Genomic DNA, 15,116 nt, shown 5'->3' with positions numbered 1-15,116 from the left:
AGTCCCCACGTGGTTGAATCCCGCCTGATCGGGCCCGTGCGCGTCGTGGGCGCCGGGCTGCTCGGCACCAGCGTCGGCCTGGGCCTCAGCGCGCGCGGAATCGACGTCATCCTCGACGACGCCTCGCCGACCAACCTGAGCATCGCCGTCGACTACGGCGCCGGCCGCGCCGCCCGCGCCGGTGACGCCCCGCAGCTGATCGTGGTCTGCGTGCCGCCCGACGTGACCGCCGAGATCGTCGCGCGCGAACTCGCCGCCTACCCGCAGGCGATCGTGACGGATGTCGCGAGCGTCAAGCTGGCCCCGCTGCAGGAGCTCCGCGAACGCGGAGCCGACGTGTCCCGCTACATCGGCGGCCACCCCCTGGCCGGCCGCGAACGCGGGGGACCCCTCGCCGGTCGCGCCGACCTGTTCGTCGGGCGCCCGTGGGTGGTCGCCGCACACGACGCGATCAGCTACCAGCAGGCCACCGCGATCGACGACCTCATCCTCGACTTGGGCGCGACCCTGGTCGAGATGACGCCCGAAGAGCACGACCGCGGCGTCGCACTCATCTCCCACGTGCCCCAGGTCGTCTCCACGATCATGGCGCGCCGTTTAACGGATGCCCCCGGCTCCGCCTTGAACCTCGCCGGGCAGGGCCTGCGCGACGTGACCCGGGTCGCGGCGAGCGACCCGGAACTGTGGGTGCAGATCCTGGGCGCGAACGCCGCCCCGGTGCGCGACATCCTGGTCGCCTACCGCGAAGACCTCGACCGGTTCATCGACGCCCTCGCCGACCCGGCCGCCCCCGGCGCCCGGCGCAAGGTGGCCGAGGAACTCGCCGGCGGCAACGCCGGCGTCTCCCGGCTGCCGGGCAAGCACGGCCAGGACCGCCGCTACGCCTCCTTCATCGTGATGATCGACGACCGGCCCGGCCAGATCGCCCGGCTGCTGAACGAGATCGGCGAGCTGAACGTGAACATGGAAGACCTGCGCCTGGAGCATTCGCCGGGCGCCCAGATCGGCCTGGCCGAAATCTCCGTACTCCCCGAGGCCGTTTCCCGCCTCACTGAAGAGCTGGCCGCCCGCGGCTGGCGGATTGCTGGTTAATATGGGTCGTCACTCAAGCCCCCACATCGTCGCCATCGACGGACCGGCCGGCAGCGGCAAGTCCAGCGTCAGCCGCGCCGCGGCCCTGCGCATCGGCTTCGACTACCTCGACACGGGCGCCGCCTACCGGGCGTTCGCCTGGTTCGTGAACGACCGGGGGATCGACGCGGAGAACACCGACGCCGTCGTGGCCGCCCTGGCCGACTTCGACTACTCCATCGGAATCGCCCCCGACGAGCACGTCGTCCGGGTCGGTGAAACGGATGTCACCGACGCGATCCGCGACCCCGCCGTCTCCGCGATCGTGAGCTCCGTGGCCCGCATCCCGGAGGTGCGCGCGCACCTCACGCAGCTGTTCCGCACGATCGCCGCGAGCTCGAAGCGCACCGGAATCGTGATCGAAGGCCGGGACATCACGACCGTGGTGGCCCCCACCGCCGAGATCCGCATACTGCTCACCGCCTCCGAGGAGGCTAGAATGGCTAGGCGCTCTGCGGAAATATCGACCCAATCGGCTGAAACCGTGGCGGAACAGATGCGATCGAGGGATCGCGCTGACTCACAGGTAGTCGAATTCATGAGCGCCGCAGACGGTGTGACCACCGTTGATTCCACTCATCTCGACTTAGAAGCGACCATTGACGCGGTCCTCGACGTCATCAATACCTACCGCGAGGCCATCGCATGACCAACAACAACGACTTCGACGACATGATCCCAGCCATCGACACCGAGCTGGTAACACGCCTGGACGACCTCGATGAAGACCTGGTGACGCAACGCGCTGCCGCACTCCGCACCGGACTCAACGAGTACGAGCTCGACGAAGAGGACTTCGACGTCCTCGACACGGTGACCGAAGACCCCGACGCCATCCAGTACCTGCCGGCCCTGCCGGTCATCGCCATCGTCGGCCGCCCGAACGTGGGCAAGTCCGCCCTGGTGAACCGCATCCTCGGCCGCCGCGAGGCTGTCGTGGAGGACACCCCCGGCGTGACCCGTGACCGGGTCACCTACAAGGGCGAATGGCACGAACGCCGCTTCAGTCTCGTCGACACCGGCGGCTGGGAGCCCGACGCCAAGGGCATCGACGCTTCCGTCGCCGCTCAGGCCGAACTGGCCATCGAACTCTGCGACGTCGTCATGTTCGTCGTCGACGCCAACGTGGGGCCGACCTCCACCGACGAGGCCGTCGTGCGCCTGCTGCGCAAGGCCGGCAAGCCCGTCTTCCTCGTCGCCAACAAGGTCGACGACATCCGTCAGGAACCCGAAGCCGCCAGCCTCTGGGCGCTCGGCCTCGGCCAGCCCTGGCCAGTCTCTGCCCTGCACGGCCGCGGCGTCGCCGACCTGCTCGACGCGATCCTCGAGAAACTCCCCGAGATCTCCGCCGTCGCCAAGCAGGAAGTCGGCGGACCGCGCCGCGTCGCCATCCTCGGCCGCCCGAACGTGGGCAAGTCGAGCCTCCTGAACAAGGTCGTCGGCGAGGAGCGCGTTGTCGTCAACGAGCTCGCCGGCACCACCCGCGACCCGGTCGACGAGCAGGTCGAGCTCGGCGGCAAGGTGTGGCGCTTCGTCGACACCGCCGGCATCCGTCGCCGCGTGCACCTCTCGCAGGGCGCCGACTTCTACGCCTCGCTGCGCACCAGCGCCGCCCTCGAAAAGGCCGAGGTCGCCGTGGTTTTGATCGACGTGACCGAGGTGATCAGCGAGCAGGACGTGCGCGTGATCGACCTGGTGCTCGAATCCGGCCGCGCCCTGGTGCTCGCCTTCAACAAGTGGGACCAGATCGACGACGACCGTCGCCGCTACCTCGAGCGTGAGATCGAGCAGGACCTGGCGCACGTCGCCTGGGCCCCGCGCGTGAACATCTCGGCCAAGACCGGCCGCCACATGGAGAAGCTCGTCCCCGCACTAGAACTGGCGCTGGAGTCGTGGGACACCCGCGTCGCCACCGGCAAGTTCAACGCGTTCCTGGCCGAGCTCGCCGCGTCGCACCCGCACCCCGTGCGCAGCGGCAAGCAGCCGCGCATCCTGTTCGGCACCCAGGCGTCCAGTCGCCCGCCGACCTTCGTCATCTTCACCACCGGGTTCCTCGACCCGGGCTACCGTCGCTACATCCAGCGTCGCCTGCGCGAGGTCTACGGCTTCGAGGGAAGCCCGATCAACCTCAGCATGCGCGTGCGCGAGAAGCGCAAGCGCTAAGCCGCAGCCCTCAGCAGCGAACCTGAAAGACCCCGAACGGCACCCCCGTTCGGGGTCTTTTACGTTGCCGGGCCCTGCACCGACATTTTTCGTATCGAGTTTTTTCACAGCTCGATTCACGACCCATCTGACATTCCCCCCGCCCTAACGCCCCACGGCACCGGACCCGAAATCCGAGGTGCCCGATCTCTCGTGGCACGTCTGTGCCCACAGCCCCACAGGTTCGCCAGACCCTCCACTCGCGCGAATCGTTCCAATCCTGCCCCTCGAGGATGCTTCTCCATGCCTACGAAGTCCCTAGCTTCGCCTGCCCGCAAACGGCAATTCGGTTCCGAACGCAGCACCACACCGCTCCCGATCGTGCACGACCGCCCCAGTGATTCGAAGATCACCTGGGGGCGCCTCGCCATCCTGGTCACCGTGCTGGCCTGGCTGACCTACCTCGTGTACACGATCATGCGCGAGTTTCTCAACAACGGCACCCAGAGCTTCCGCTTCACCACCGAGGCGATCTCCTATCTCGTCGTGGTCACATTCCTGACCTTCTCCGCGCTGATGTACCTGGTCGCCCGCCAGGGCGCCCTGCAGTGTTTCCGCGACCACGTGCGGGTTCCCCGCGCCGAGCTGGACAGCCACTTCGGCGCCCAGCAGCGGTCGATGACCGTGCTCGTGCCGTCCTACAGCGAGGAACCCGCCGTCGTGCGGGCCACACTCTGGTCGGCGGCGCTGCAGGAGTACCCCGCCCTGCGCGTCGTGCTGCTCCTGGGCGACCCGCCGCATCCGACCGACGCCGTCGTGGCCGAGCGCCTCGCCTACTCGCGGGGAATCGCCCAGCAGATCGAGGCCGCGCTGGCCGAACCGAGGGTGCGATTCAGCGACGAGCTGCTGATCTGCGAGCTCGAGCTGGCCGCTGACCCCGCGGTGTCCGTGGAGGCCGTGCGGGAGCTGGCCGGCCACTATTCCTGGGCGGCCGGCTGGCTCGACCGCATGAAGGCCGCCGAGAAGGTCACCGACCACGTCGACACCTTCTTCGTCGAGCAGGTGCTCGGCGGCCTGTCCGCCGAGCTGGCCCTCACCGCGACGGCCCTGAACGCGGCCGCCGACGAGAACACGGCGCCCACGAAAGAACGGATGCTGGAACTCCACCGCCGCCTGGTCTGGACCTTCTCCGCCGAGCTCGATACCTTCGAGCGCAAGCTCTACGCGTCGCTGTCGCACGAGGCGAACAAGGCCATGAACCTCAACGCCTACATTGGGCTGATGGGCGGTTTCTTCCGCCGCGAGGAGGGGCCGGACGGCACCATCCTCCGTCCCGTCGCCGACCGGGCCGACGCCGACTTCGTCGTGTCGGACTCCGACTACCTGCTCACCCTCGACGCCGACTTGCTGCTGCTGCGCGATTACTGCCTGCGCCTGGTCTACTTCCTCGAGCAGCCCGACAACGCCCGCGTGGCCGTGACCCAGACCCCGTACTCGTCGTTCCGCGGGGCGCCCACCCGCATCGAGCGGCTCGCCGGGGCGACCACCGACATCCAGCACATCCTGCACCAGGGCATGTCCCACTACGGCGCCACGTTCTGGGTGGGGGCGAACGCCGTCATCCGCAAGCGCGCCCTCGAGGACATCGTCGAGGTGGAGACCGTCGGCGGTTTCGAGGTGCGCCGTTACGTGCAGGACCGCACCGTGATCGAGGACACCGAGTCGAGCATCGACCTCGGCACCCACGGCTGGACCCTGGTGAACTACCCCGAACGCCTCAGCTACAGCGCCACCCCGCCCGACTTCGGTTCGCTGATCGTGCAGCGGCGGCGCTGGGCTAACGGCGGGCTGCTGATCCTGCCGAAGCTCTGGCAACAGCTGCGCGAGCGCCGCCGCCAGGGTCACCCGGTCAGCCTGACCGAGCTGTTCCTGCGGGTGAACTACATGACCTCGATCGCCTGGGCCAGCTTCGGCCGAATGTTCCTGCTGGCCTACCCCTACGACAGCCGGCTGCTCAGCCCCGTCGTGGTGTTCGCCGCCCTGCCATACTTTCTCGCCATGGGCAGCGACCTGCGCTACTGCGGCTACAAGGCCAGCGACATCTTCCGCATCTATGGCTTCAACCTGGTGCTGCTGCCGGTGAACCTGGCCGGGGTGCTGAAGTCCCTCGAGCAGGCGATCACGATCAAGAAGATCCCCTTCGCCCGCACGCTCAAGGTGAAGAACCGCACCGCCGCGCCGCTCCTGTTCGTGCTGACGCCCTACCTGATCGTCGCGTTCTCCGGCCTGACCCTGTGGCGTGACGTGCTCGCCCAGAACTGGGGCAACGCGGCCTTCGCGGCGTTCAACCTGCTGCTGGCCGGTGCGGCGATCCTCGCGACCATCGGTCTCTGGAACTCCGTCGTCGACGTCTGGCTCGGCTGCACCCGCTGGCTCTGCGTGGAACGTAAGCCCCGCGCCGCCTCGCCGGGTACCGCCGGCGGGCAGCCGGAACCGGCGCTGGACTGGCGCGCGGTGATCTATCACGGCTACGCGCCGGGTGCGGTGCCTGCGGGCGTGGACGGGGCATCCGTGCACCGGCATTCCCTGCAGAACGTGCGGGTCGCCTCATGAGTGAGGCGGTGCCGGTGCAGGCCGACGCGGTGCAGGCCGACCCGCCCCGGGCCTCGCGCCGGCTGTCCCCGGTGCGGGTCCTGCTCTCGATGCTGCTGGTGGGCGTGCTCAGCGTGGGCGGCTACCTCGGCGTGCAGATGTGGACCGCCGCCCGGGCATCCGAGGCGTACACGCCCTGGTTCGCCGGCTACACGGATGTCACGGCCACGCCCACCTTCAACTTCGAGACCCCGGCGTCGAATGCCGGCCGTGACGTGGTGCTGTCCTTCATCGTGGCGGCCACCGACGCGCCCTGCGTGCCGACCTGGGGCACCGCGTTCACCCTCGACGAGGCCTCGGAATCCCTCGACCTCGACCGCCGGCTGGCCCGCACCGAGAAGCTCGGCGGCCAGGTCGTGGTCTCGTTCGGCGGGCTGCGCAACGACGAACTCTCGACCGTGTGCACCGACCCGGGCAACCTGGTCGACGCCTACGCGGCCGTGGTCGACCGCTACCAGGTGACCACCATCGACCTCGACATCGAGGCCGAGAACCTCAGCGACACCGCCGCCGGCCTCCGCCGCGCCACCGCGATCAAGACCCTGCAGGAGCAGCGCCGCAAAGACGGCAAGGACCTCGCCGTCTGGCTCACCCTGCCGGTCGCGCCCGCCGGAATGACGGAGCAGGGCACGGATGCCGTCAGCCAGATGCTGAACGCCGGGGTGGATCTGGCCGGCGTCAACCTGATGACGATGGACTACGGCTCGAGCCGCGCCGAGGGCGACAGCATGGCCACCGCGTCGATCGCCGCCCTCAAGGCCGGCCACCGGCAGCTAGGCGCCCTGTGCGCGCGAGCCGGCACCGACCTCACCGACGCCACCCTGTGGTCGAAGATCGGCGCCACCCCGATGATCGGCCAGAACGACGTGCCGAGCGAGGTCTTCAGCCTCAAGGACGCCACCAGGCTGAGCAGGTTCGCGCAGGAGAACAAAATCGGGCGCATGTCGATGTGGTCGCTGAACCGCGACCAGACCTGCGGCTCGAACTACGCCGACCTCAAACGGGTGTCCGACTCCTGCAGCGGCGTCAGCCAGGGCGAGACCCGCTTCGCCGATCTGCTCGCCAAGGGGTTCACGGGGCGGCCGGAGGCATCCGCGTCGACCACGACCACAGACGAGACCGACAAGATCGGTGACCTCACCGACGACCCGGAGACCAGCCCGTACCCGATCTGGGCCGCGGAGGCCTCCTACCTGTCCGAAACCAAGATCGTCTGGCACCGCAACGTGTACCAGGCCAAGTGGTGGACGCGCGGCGACCTGCCCGACAACCCCGTTCTGAACGCGTGGGAGACGCTGTGGACGTTGATCGGCCCGGTGCTGCCGGGGGAGAAGCCGATCCAGGCGCCCTCCCTGCCGGCCGGCACCTACCCGAGCTGGGACGGCGCCGCCACCTACCAGAAGGGCGACCGGATCCTGCTGGGTGGAGCGCCCTTCGAGGCCAAGTGGTGGAACCAGGCCGAAAGCCCCGAGGCGGCCTTCTCGAACCCCGACGGTTCCCCGTGGACCCCGCTCAGCGCCGCCGAGGTGGCCGCCCTCCTGGCGACCCCGCCGCCGGCGCCGGTCGTGCCTGCGCCGCTCGCTCCTGCACCCGTCGTTCCTGCACCCGCGGCGACGACGGATGCTCCGACGCCCGCGCCGACACCGGCCGGCTAGGTCTTCGGTTGACTCGAGGCGGCCGCTCGGCCCTGCAGCACCAGTTCCATCACCGAGCGGTCCTCCGTCGGCCGTGACACCACCGCGAATCCGGCTGCCGTGAACAGCGTCTGCGTGCCGTGATACAGCTCCGCCGACGGCGCCCCCGGCCGCCGGGTGACGTCCACCGGGTACCCCTCGATCACCCGGGCGCCCTGGCTGCGAGCCTGCTCGACAGCCGCGCGGAGCAGTGCGGCCGCGACCCCGCGGCGCCGATACCCCACCCGCACCACGAAGCACGTCACCGCCCACACGGATGCGTGGTCCGCTTCGTGCCTGCTGCCCTGAACGACCACCTTCGTGCGGCGAAGCCGCGGGTACGCGGTCTTCGGCTCAACAGCGCACCATCCCACCGCTTCTTCGTCGAGATACGCCACCACGCCGGGCCCGGGGGAGCTCGCCCGCACCTGTTCCCGCAGCATCCCGGCGCACGCGTCGGTTGTGACCTCCGCCCATGCCTTGCCCTGCAGCTTGAAGTACTGGCACCAGCACCCCGCCGGGTCTCCGCGGGTGCCTAACACTCGCTCCAGGTCCACCCGCGGCACGGATGCGACGGATTCGATCCTGAACTGGGCGTCAGCAGTCATGGGGTCACGCTACGCCCACGGCTGCGGATTCGCCGCGCTGCACCCGCGAAGCGGCGCAGCCCCCGCGTGACGCTGGCGCCGCACGTTCAGGCCACCCGTCTGCAGATCCCGTGCTCAAACGACGGATGGTGTCCGCGAGCACTCCGCGGACGCGGTAAGCTATTCGAGTTGTCTCCTGTTGATTCCACTCGTTGAAATCGCGCAGGAGCGGCGGGCTGTGGCGCAGCTTGGTAGCGCACTTGACTGGGGGTCAGGGGGTTGGAAGCGCAAAACAGCTTTTTTCGAGGTAAAAACTAAATAACGGGCTGTAGCGCAGCTTGGTAGCGCACCTGACTGGGGGTCAGGGGGTCGCAGGTTCAAATCCTGTCAGCCCGACAAAAGCAAAATGCCTGATCAAAGGGGTATTTTGTGACGTCGCATGAGCGGTGGTGTGCCGGTCTTGGACCCAAATATGTACCCGCTGAACCCCTTGACTCGACATGGTCAAGGGGTTCAGGTGCTTCTAGCTGTTCATCGCAGTCTCCCGGAGGTGTTTGTTGATCCGTGCCGCAGCGTTCTGCAGTGCGGTGTTGTCAGTGTGAAGGTACGCACGCGTGGTCTCAACGGACGTATGCCCGAGGATGTCGCTCACGACATGGATCGGGACGCCGGCATTCGAGAACCAGGTTGCACCCGCATGCCGCAGGTCATGACGGCGCAACCCCCGCAACCCCAGCGATGCAACCAGCTCGTCCCAACCGGTTGCGTCACGCAACGTTGCAGTCGTGATGACACCGCCGCGTGGCCCGCGCAACAACGGCAGGCTGCGCGCCCGCCGCATCGTGAGCCTGCGCAGCACAGGCTCAAGCGGCTCAATGATCGGCACCTGGCGAGCTCGACGACCCTTCGGAGGCTTGATGCTGAGGCCGCCGGCACCGGGGAAGCACTGGCGTTCGATCGCGACGATCCTGTTCGTCCAATCGATGTCGCCGACGACGAGCCCGGCGACTTCTGAAGTGCGTGCGGCAAGAAAGGCGCTGAGCATGACGTGGTCGCCGTAGCTCTGGTGGGCCTCGGCACACGCGGCAGCGATCAGTCCGACATCGGTGAGTGAAGGAATGGGTGTTTGGAGCTGCGGTGCCTCCCGCATCCTATACCGTCGATGAGCCCGGTCTCTCACCGGATTTCGGGTGATGATTTCGTCGCGAACGGCCTCGTCGAGAACTCGTGTGAGTGCAGCGATCGTGTTCTTGAGTGTCGAGCGAGAGTGCTCGATCTCCCAGCGGTCGATGCTTCGGTCCACGATTCCGGTCGTGATGTCCCGAATGCATAGACGCCCAAGCGCCGGTAGAGCTCGGAGCCAAAGTCCCGCACGGTATCCGGAGGCAGTGGAGGTCATGTCCACGCCGCGGAGGAACCGATCTCCGATCTGATTTGCGTAGTCCGTCAGTGTGATGAACGGGTCGAGGTCTGCGCCGGCGTGGGACCTTAGCGCTCTGAAGAACTCGTATGCGGACGCTTTGTTGTCGACGGTGATCGATCGACTTTTGCGAACACCTGAGATCGGGTCAGTCCACCTTGCTCGTGCGCGAATACGTTTTCCGCAGGGCAAGGTGTCGGTGTTGATGTGGACTCCGAGTGGAGGGATGGCGGCAAAGGAACGTTTCATCCCTTGAGCCTCGTCGTAGCCTTCCTAACTCATTACAGATAGGCTTCATGTGTAGAGAGTTGGGAGGTGGATGATGGCGGCGGACCTCGGACCCGTGTTCACGCTCGGCGACGCTCGCACCGCAGGCCTGCGGAAAGATCAGGTTTACGACCTTCTCGCGAAGGGTGAGATCGAGCGCGTAGGTCGCGGCGTGTATCTGCGTCCTGACAAGATCGACACTGCCTTTGCTTCGCTCGCCGCAGCAACGGCCGTGCGTGAAGAGGCGACGTTGTGTCTAACGAGTGCGCTCGTGCACCACGACCTGAGCGACGCCATCCCGTTCGAGTCCGATATCGCCCTACCGCGTGGTGTCCATCATCCCGTTGGGCTCGCTCACGTTGCCTGGCACAGCTTCGACCCGACAACCTTTCACATCGGACGCGACCACATCGATGCCGGAAATGGACTTAGGTTCTCCATCTACTCAGCCGAGAGAACGATCGTGGACTGCTTCCGGCTCATGCATCAAGAAGGCAGCGACGTCGCCTACGACGCACTCCGACGGTGGTTGCGCCGCCGCGGGAACTCGCCGGCGGCCCTGTTGAAGGTTGCCTCGTCTTTCCCAAAGGCGCAGCCGCGGATCCGCCAGGCGCTCGAGGCGCTCCTATGACTCCGCCAACGCCGACACGAGATACTCCTGCTGGGCAGGCGTACAACGATCTGCGCAATCTCGCCCGCCGTGAGGGACGCGATCCTGCTGAGTACTTCACGTTGTACGCGCTCGAAGGTTTTCTCGCCCGGTTGGCCGTCTCTGAGCATGCCGGAGAGTTCGTACTCAAGGGCGGTGTGCTTATGGCGGCATTCGCTGCGCGCCGACCGACCCGCGATATCGACTTCGCAGCGACTGGATTCGCCAACGACATAGCCGATGTCGAGCAACGGGTGCGCAGCATCATCGAGGTACATCTCGAAGACGGATTGGAGTTCGATCCGGACTCAGCAGTGGGAGAGCCAATCCGGGACGACGCCGATTACAACGGTGTCCGCGTCAAGATCACCGCGCAACTCGCGACCGCGCGGGTAGCTCTGCACGTCGACGTGAACTTTGGTGATCCGATCTGGCCGGCCCCAACCGAAGCGGTGCTCCCGCTGCTGCTCGGCGGAACACTTCGCTTGAGAGGCTATCCCGACCACATGGTGCTTGCCGAGAAGATCGTCACCGCACTCGAACGAGGTGAGCAGAACACCCGCTGGCGCGACTTCACCGACATCGCGGCCATCGCGAGGTCCAGGATCATCCGCGGAGCAGACCTGCGCGAGGCGATCGTCACCGTCGCCCGCTACCGTCACGTCGACATCGAACCCCTTGGACCACTGATGGCGGGGATGCCGGCGCTGGCACAACGCAAGTGGGAGACCTGGCGTAAAAAGCAACGACTCGAACAGTCGACGCCGGAGAGCTTCGCCGAACTTCTTCAGGCATGCATACTCTTCGCCGAACCTGCCCTGACAAATAACGTGGCCTATCTGAGATGGGACCCGAACTCTCAGTCCTGGGGAAAAGCCGTTGACTGACGCCGAGATCGACGTCTTGAGGTCTCGGATAACGAGACTGGAGCAGGGCCTCGCGGAGGCTCGCAGCGAGCTCGGAGAACTTGAGCGCGCGAGAGACGCGATGGAAAAGGTCTTGGTGGCTGTACCTGCTCGTGCTGGCCTGCTGCCTGCGGTGACGGCAGCATCGTCGAGTGCCGAAAAGCTCGCCCTGTTCCGTGCTCGCTTCGTCGGCAGGAATGATGTCCACGCGGTGCGATGGACCAGCGCGCGCACGGGAAAGTCAGGTTGGGCCCCCGCGGTACGCGGCGGCTTTTACACCGGATCCGAGACCGCTGCGGACTATCTGCCACTCGAAGATCGAACCGTGGAGCGGCATCTTCGAGGCGCTTCTCAACCCGGAGAGCGCGAGTTTCATGTCGGCCTCTACCCGATGGTTGAGGGCGACCAGTGCCGTCTACTGGTCTGCGACTTCGACGACGCGCAGTGGCGGCACGACGCCACAGCATTCGTTGCGGAGTGCGAGCGCGCCAGGATCGACGTGCTCACCGAAGTGTCGCGATCCGGTGAGGGTGCGCATGTCTGGATCTTTTTCGAGGACCTTGTTCCGGCGGCGACAGCACGCACGGCAGGGATGCGCCTTCTGCGCGCCGCCATGGCGCGCCGACCGACGATGGATTTTCAGAGTTACGATCGCTTCTTTCCGTCACAAGACACCCTGCCGGAACGATCCACTGGGCGGGCGCGCCTGGGCAATCTCATCGCGCTACCGCTGCAGGGCGACTGCCCCCGACGCGGGACGACCGTGTTCGTCGATCCCGGGACCTGGGATCCGTACGAGGATCAGTTCGCGGCCCTGGCAATGACGACGCCCGTACCCGTCGAACGGGTCGCTGAACTCGGTTCGACGAGCCTCGCGGAGTCGCGCGTGGGGCCGGCGGAGTCGCTCGGTGCACGGCCGCGGCGATCAAATATCAAGGCGGTCGCGCGCACGATAGCGGGACGAAAGCTGGGGCTACGCCGCGATGCTTTTCTGCACATCCCGACGGAAGTCCTTCCGGGGATTTTGATCACCGAACTCAAGCACATGGCGTCCTTGCCCAATCCGGAGTTCTACCGCAGACAGGCTCAGCGGTTCAGTACCTTCGGCACGCCGCGTCTGGTCACAAGCTTCGAGCATGACGAGCACGAACTGCGCCTGCCTCGGGGACTCGCCGACGAAGCCGAAGCGCTCCTCGCGGACGCAGGCTTCCAGACAACGACCGAGACAGTGGCTACGGCGCCGGCGTGTCTAGAGGTGACCTTTGCGGGTCAACTCCGAGACGAGCAACTGCGCGCGGTCGATGCGCTCCTCGCGCACGACACCGGAGTGCTCGTCGCTCCTCCAGGCGCAGGCAAGACGGTCATGGCCTGCGCCCTTATCGCCGAACGCGCGACGCCAACGGCGATCCTCGTGAACCGTGCCGAACTGCTCGCCCAGTGGCGCGAACGACTCCAGCAGTTCCTCGGCCTGACCGAGAAGCAGATTGGTCAGCTCGGGGCGGGGCGACGGAAACAGCGAGGCGTTGTGGACCTGATCATGATGCAGTCCGTCGCGCATCGGAACGCGGACCCCAGCACGCTGGAGGAGTACGGGCAGATCATCATCGACGAATGCCACGCCGTCGCAGCACCAGCAACCGAAGCCGCCCTGCGCAACGTCAATGTCCGCTACTGGGTGGGGATGACGGCGACACCCTACCGCGCCGATCAGATGAATGGACTGATCACGATGCAATGCGGTCCGATCCGCCACGTGGTCGACACCGTCGATCATGCTGCTCGCGAGATGGTCGTCCATGAGACGACCTTCCGCACCGAGGAACCCGGAATCGACGGTCCATCCGTTCAGGCGATTTACTCGGAACTCGCCGCCGATGCCGAGCGCAACGAAATGATTACAGGGCACGTCAGAGGAGCAGCCGACCAGGGGCGCACTTGCCTCGTACTGACGAACAGGCTCCAACACCTCGACGTACTCGCGGATGCGCTGGAATCATGCGCTTCGCCGGTGATCCGGCTTCACGGACGCCTCACCGCCGCCAACCGCCGTGACATCAGGCGTTCGCTTGAGGAGATGGACGCGCAGCAGCAGCCGTTCGTTCTTGTCGCCATCGACAAGATCGCCGGAGAAGGTCTCGACCTCCCGACGCTCAACACTCTCTTCCTCACTGTCCCGGTCTCTTTCAAAGGGCGCGTCATTCAGCAGATCGGCCGCATCACGCGTGGACGAGCGGAGCACTCTATGCCCGCGATCGTTCACGACTACCGGGACAAGAACGTGCCTATCTTGGAACGCATGTACTCACGGCGCAGACGCGTGATGTCGAAGGAAGGCTTCGTGACGGCGGAACCTGCTGAATGAGGCGGGCGGGTGCCGACCGCGGTCGGCCACGAAATTTTCGCATGATTGTCGGCTCCCTTGCGCCGAACCTCGAAGGCCCGCCAGTTCCATGCTCGGGGTCGCGTCCCATGAAGCGTTGTGAGTTCGAAGTTCTGAGCGTCGGATCGTTGACGTGAGAGGTCACCTCACCGTGATGGTCAGTGAGAACCGAATCGAGCCCCCACCAAGTACTTCAAACGATGGTGAGGTCTGGTTCTCGCTGCGGTGAAGGGGACCAAAAGGGGACCAGAATCATGCAAACCATGCATTTTATGACGTGTCCTGCATGATCTGAACCCCGGAATCACGCGGTTTTCGGTGAGACGGGCGCCGGTTGGACGCCTGGGGGTCAAGGGGTCGCAGGTTCAAATCCTGTCAGCCCGACCAAATGTCCCGGAAACTCAAGGGTTTCCGGGACTTTTTTGGTTAAAGATTTGACTACCCCATCACAAACCCACCTTTTACTCCTCTCCGGAGCCGCTGAGACGGCCTTCCCATCCGGGGCGGCGACGTCGCTCTCGGTCCATCCCGATCGTTCGGGATTGCGGTGCGCACCTCCTGGGTATGAGCATCCACGACGAATACCCAACCTCCTCCTCTACCCCCTCCACCGACGCGTGGGGCCTGGAACCCCTGATGGACATCAACGAGCTGGCGTCCTACCTGGGCATACCGATCTCCACGGTCTACGACTGGCGTGTGCGCGGCAAAGGCCCGACGGCCTACCGATTCGGCAAACACCTCAAGTTCGCCATCTCCGACGTGCGGGCCTGGATTGCCGAGCAGCGCGAACCCTCCAGCCCACCCCGGCGCACCGATCGGCGGTGAACTGAAATGTCGCGGCCACGCTTGACGATCAGCACCTTCGGCGACATCACCATCCGGGTGACGCCGTCCGGCCGATTCGAGGCTCGGACCCGCTACCGGGACTGGGACGGACAGACACGCCAGGTCCAGGCCACCGGAGACACCGCCCGGGCTGCCGAGCGATCGCTGAAGAGCAAGCTCACGACGAGATACCTGCAGCAGCCGACGAACACGTCGCTGACGCCGGACAGCTCGTTCGAAGACCTGGCGACGTACTGGCTCGAGGACATCGACATGGAGAATCGCATCTCGAGGACGACCCGGAATCTGTACGAGCGCAACATGCGCACGCTCGTCCTCCCGGTGTTTCGCAGTCTCACGCTGCGCGAGATAGGCGTCCGGAATTTGTCAAGGTGAATGAGGCCAGCGTGAGTTTAGGCGGCTAGTTTCGGCTCTTCTTCTTGTGCGTCGGCTGGCTTGTTGATCCAGGCCGCGTCGGGGGT

Annotated in this window: 12 protein-coding genes and 1 tRNA gene; 11 read left to right on the top strand and 2 right to left on the bottom strand. The window is 66.1% G+C overall.

The features are described from left to right. Positions 1–9 precede the first annotated feature (9 nt). From E3T24_RS02200 to E3T24_RS02180, 5 genes are all read left to right on the top strand, one after another. A complete protein-coding gene (locus E3T24_RS02200) occupies positions 10–1,092 on the top strand; it encodes a prephenate dehydrogenase (protein ID WP_241978590.1) in 1,083 nt (360 codons plus the stop codon). A 1-nt stretch (position 1,093) separates the two neighbouring features. Beyond that, positions 1,094–1,780, top strand: coding sequence for a (d)CMP kinase (cmk, locus tag E3T24_RS02195; RefSeq protein WP_134365046.1), 687 nt, complete (start codon positions 1,094–1,096; stop codon positions 1,778–1,780). Continuing rightward, entirely contained in the window at positions 1,777–3,294 is a 1,518-nt protein-coding gene (der, locus tag E3T24_RS02190; RefSeq protein WP_134365047.1) for a ribosome biogenesis GTPase Der, read from the top strand. Before cmk ends, der begins: the two co-directional genes overlap by 4 nt. A gap of 282 nt (positions 3,295–3,576) precedes the next feature. Continuing rightward, entirely contained in the window at positions 3,577–5,886 is a 2,310-nt protein-coding gene (locus E3T24_RS02185) for a glycosyltransferase family 2 protein (protein WP_134434232.1), read from the top strand. Continuing rightward, on the top strand, positions 5,883–7,580 hold the full coding sequence (locus E3T24_RS02180) for a chitinase (protein WP_134434231.1): 1,698 nt from the start codon (positions 5,883–5,885) through the stop codon (positions 7,578–7,580). The genes E3T24_RS02185 and E3T24_RS02180 overlap by 4 nt, the downstream gene beginning before the upstream one ends. Here the strand turns inward: E3T24_RS02180 and E3T24_RS02175 are convergent. After that, positions 7,577–8,206 (bottom strand): GNAT family N-acetyltransferase, encoded by a 630-nt coding sequence (locus tag E3T24_RS02175; RefSeq protein ID WP_134434230.1) that lies wholly within the window; start codon positions 8,204–8,206, stop codon positions 7,577–7,579. The two genes, E3T24_RS02180 and E3T24_RS02175, sit on opposite strands and share 4 nt — an antisense overlap. A gap of 301 nt (positions 8,207–8,507) precedes the next feature. Here E3T24_RS02175 and E3T24_RS02170 point away from each other — a divergent pair. Continuing rightward, positions 8,508–8,581: transfer RNA gene (locus tag E3T24_RS02170), tRNA-Pro, on the top strand. A 127-nt stretch (positions 8,582–8,708) separates the two neighbouring features. Here E3T24_RS02170 and E3T24_RS02165 read toward each other — a convergent pair. Next, a complete protein-coding gene (locus E3T24_RS02165) occupies positions 8,709–9,488 on the bottom strand; it encodes a site-specific integrase (RefSeq protein WP_166789153.1) in 780 nt (259 codons plus the stop codon). Between the two features lie 436 nt (positions 9,489–9,924). Between E3T24_RS02165 and E3T24_RS02160 the strand changes: the two genes are divergently transcribed. The 5 genes from E3T24_RS02160 (at position 9,925) to E3T24_RS02140 (ending at position 15,030) form a co-directional block, all read left to right on the top strand. Next, on the top strand, positions 9,925–10,503 hold the full coding sequence (locus E3T24_RS02160; RefSeq protein WP_134434228.1) for a type IV toxin-antitoxin system AbiEi family antitoxin domain-containing protein: 579 nt from the start codon (positions 9,925–9,927) through the stop codon (positions 10,501–10,503). Further along, entirely contained in the window at positions 10,500–11,408 is a 909-nt protein-coding gene (locus tag E3T24_RS02155) for a nucleotidyl transferase AbiEii/AbiGii toxin family protein (protein ID WP_134434227.1), read from the top strand. Before E3T24_RS02160 ends, E3T24_RS02155 begins: the two co-directional genes overlap by 4 nt. After that, the gene (locus E3T24_RS02150; RefSeq protein WP_134434226.1) at positions 11,401–13,788 is read left to right on the top strand and encodes a DEAD/DEAH box helicase; all 2,388 of its coding nucleotides are present in this window, start codon (positions 11,401–11,403) and stop codon (positions 13,786–13,788) included. Before E3T24_RS02155 ends, E3T24_RS02150 begins: the two co-directional genes overlap by 8 nt. Positions 13,789–14,370: 582 nt before the next feature. Beyond that, the gene (locus E3T24_RS02145) at positions 14,371–14,634 is read left to right on the top strand and encodes a helix-turn-helix domain-containing protein (protein ID WP_241978589.1); all 264 of its coding nucleotides are present in this window, start codon (positions 14,371–14,373) and stop codon (positions 14,632–14,634) included. 6 nt (positions 14,635–14,640) lie between these two features. Then, positions 14,641–15,030 carry a hypothetical protein gene (locus tag E3T24_RS02140; protein WP_134434225.1) on the top strand — a complete coding sequence of 130 codons (390 nt, stop codon included), beginning with the start codon at positions 14,641–14,643 and terminating at the stop codon, positions 15,028–15,030. The last annotated feature ends 86 nt before the right edge of the window (positions 15,031–15,116 follow it).

The sequence above is a fragment of the Cryobacterium sp. TmT2-59 genome (assembly GCF_004403545.1).
GTDB classification, from domain to species: Bacteria; Actinomycetota; Actinomycetes; order Actinomycetales; family Microbacteriaceae; genus Cryobacterium; species Cryobacterium shii.
The sequence above is the reverse complement of the archived record's forward strand: the minus strand, read 5'-3'. Positions and strand labels throughout refer to the sequence as shown.

Coding starts and splice junctions, on each gene's coding strand:
- E3T24_RS02160 (WP_134434228.1), top strand. CDS start 9,925: ATGATGGCGGCGGACCTCGGACCCGTGTTCACGCTCGGCGACGCTCGC.
- E3T24_RS02140 (WP_134434225.1), top strand. CDS start 14,641: ATGTCGCGGCCACGCTTGACGATCAGCACCTTCGGCGACATCACCATC.
- der (WP_134365047.1), top strand. CDS start 1,777: ATGACCAACAACAACGACTTCGACGACATGATCCCAGCCATCGACACC.
- E3T24_RS02180 (WP_134434231.1), top strand. CDS start 5,883: ATGAGTGAGGCGGTGCCGGTGCAGGCCGACGCGGTGCAGGCCGACCCG.
- E3T24_RS02175 (WP_134434230.1), bottom strand. CDS start 8,206: ATGACTGCTGACGCCCAGTTCAGGATCGAATCCGTCGCATCCGTGCCG.
- E3T24_RS02155 (WP_134434227.1), top strand. CDS start 10,500: ATGACTCCGCCAACGCCGACACGAGATACTCCTGCTGGGCAGGCGTAC.
- E3T24_RS02145 (WP_241978589.1), top strand. CDS start 14,371: ATGAGCATCCACGACGAATACCCAACCTCCTCCTCTACCCCCTCCACC.
- cmk (WP_134365046.1), top strand. CDS start 1,094: ATGGGTCGTCACTCAAGCCCCCACATCGTCGCCATCGACGGACCGGCC.
- E3T24_RS02185 (WP_134434232.1), top strand. CDS start 3,577: ATGCCTACGAAGTCCCTAGCTTCGCCTGCCCGCAAACGGCAATTCGGT.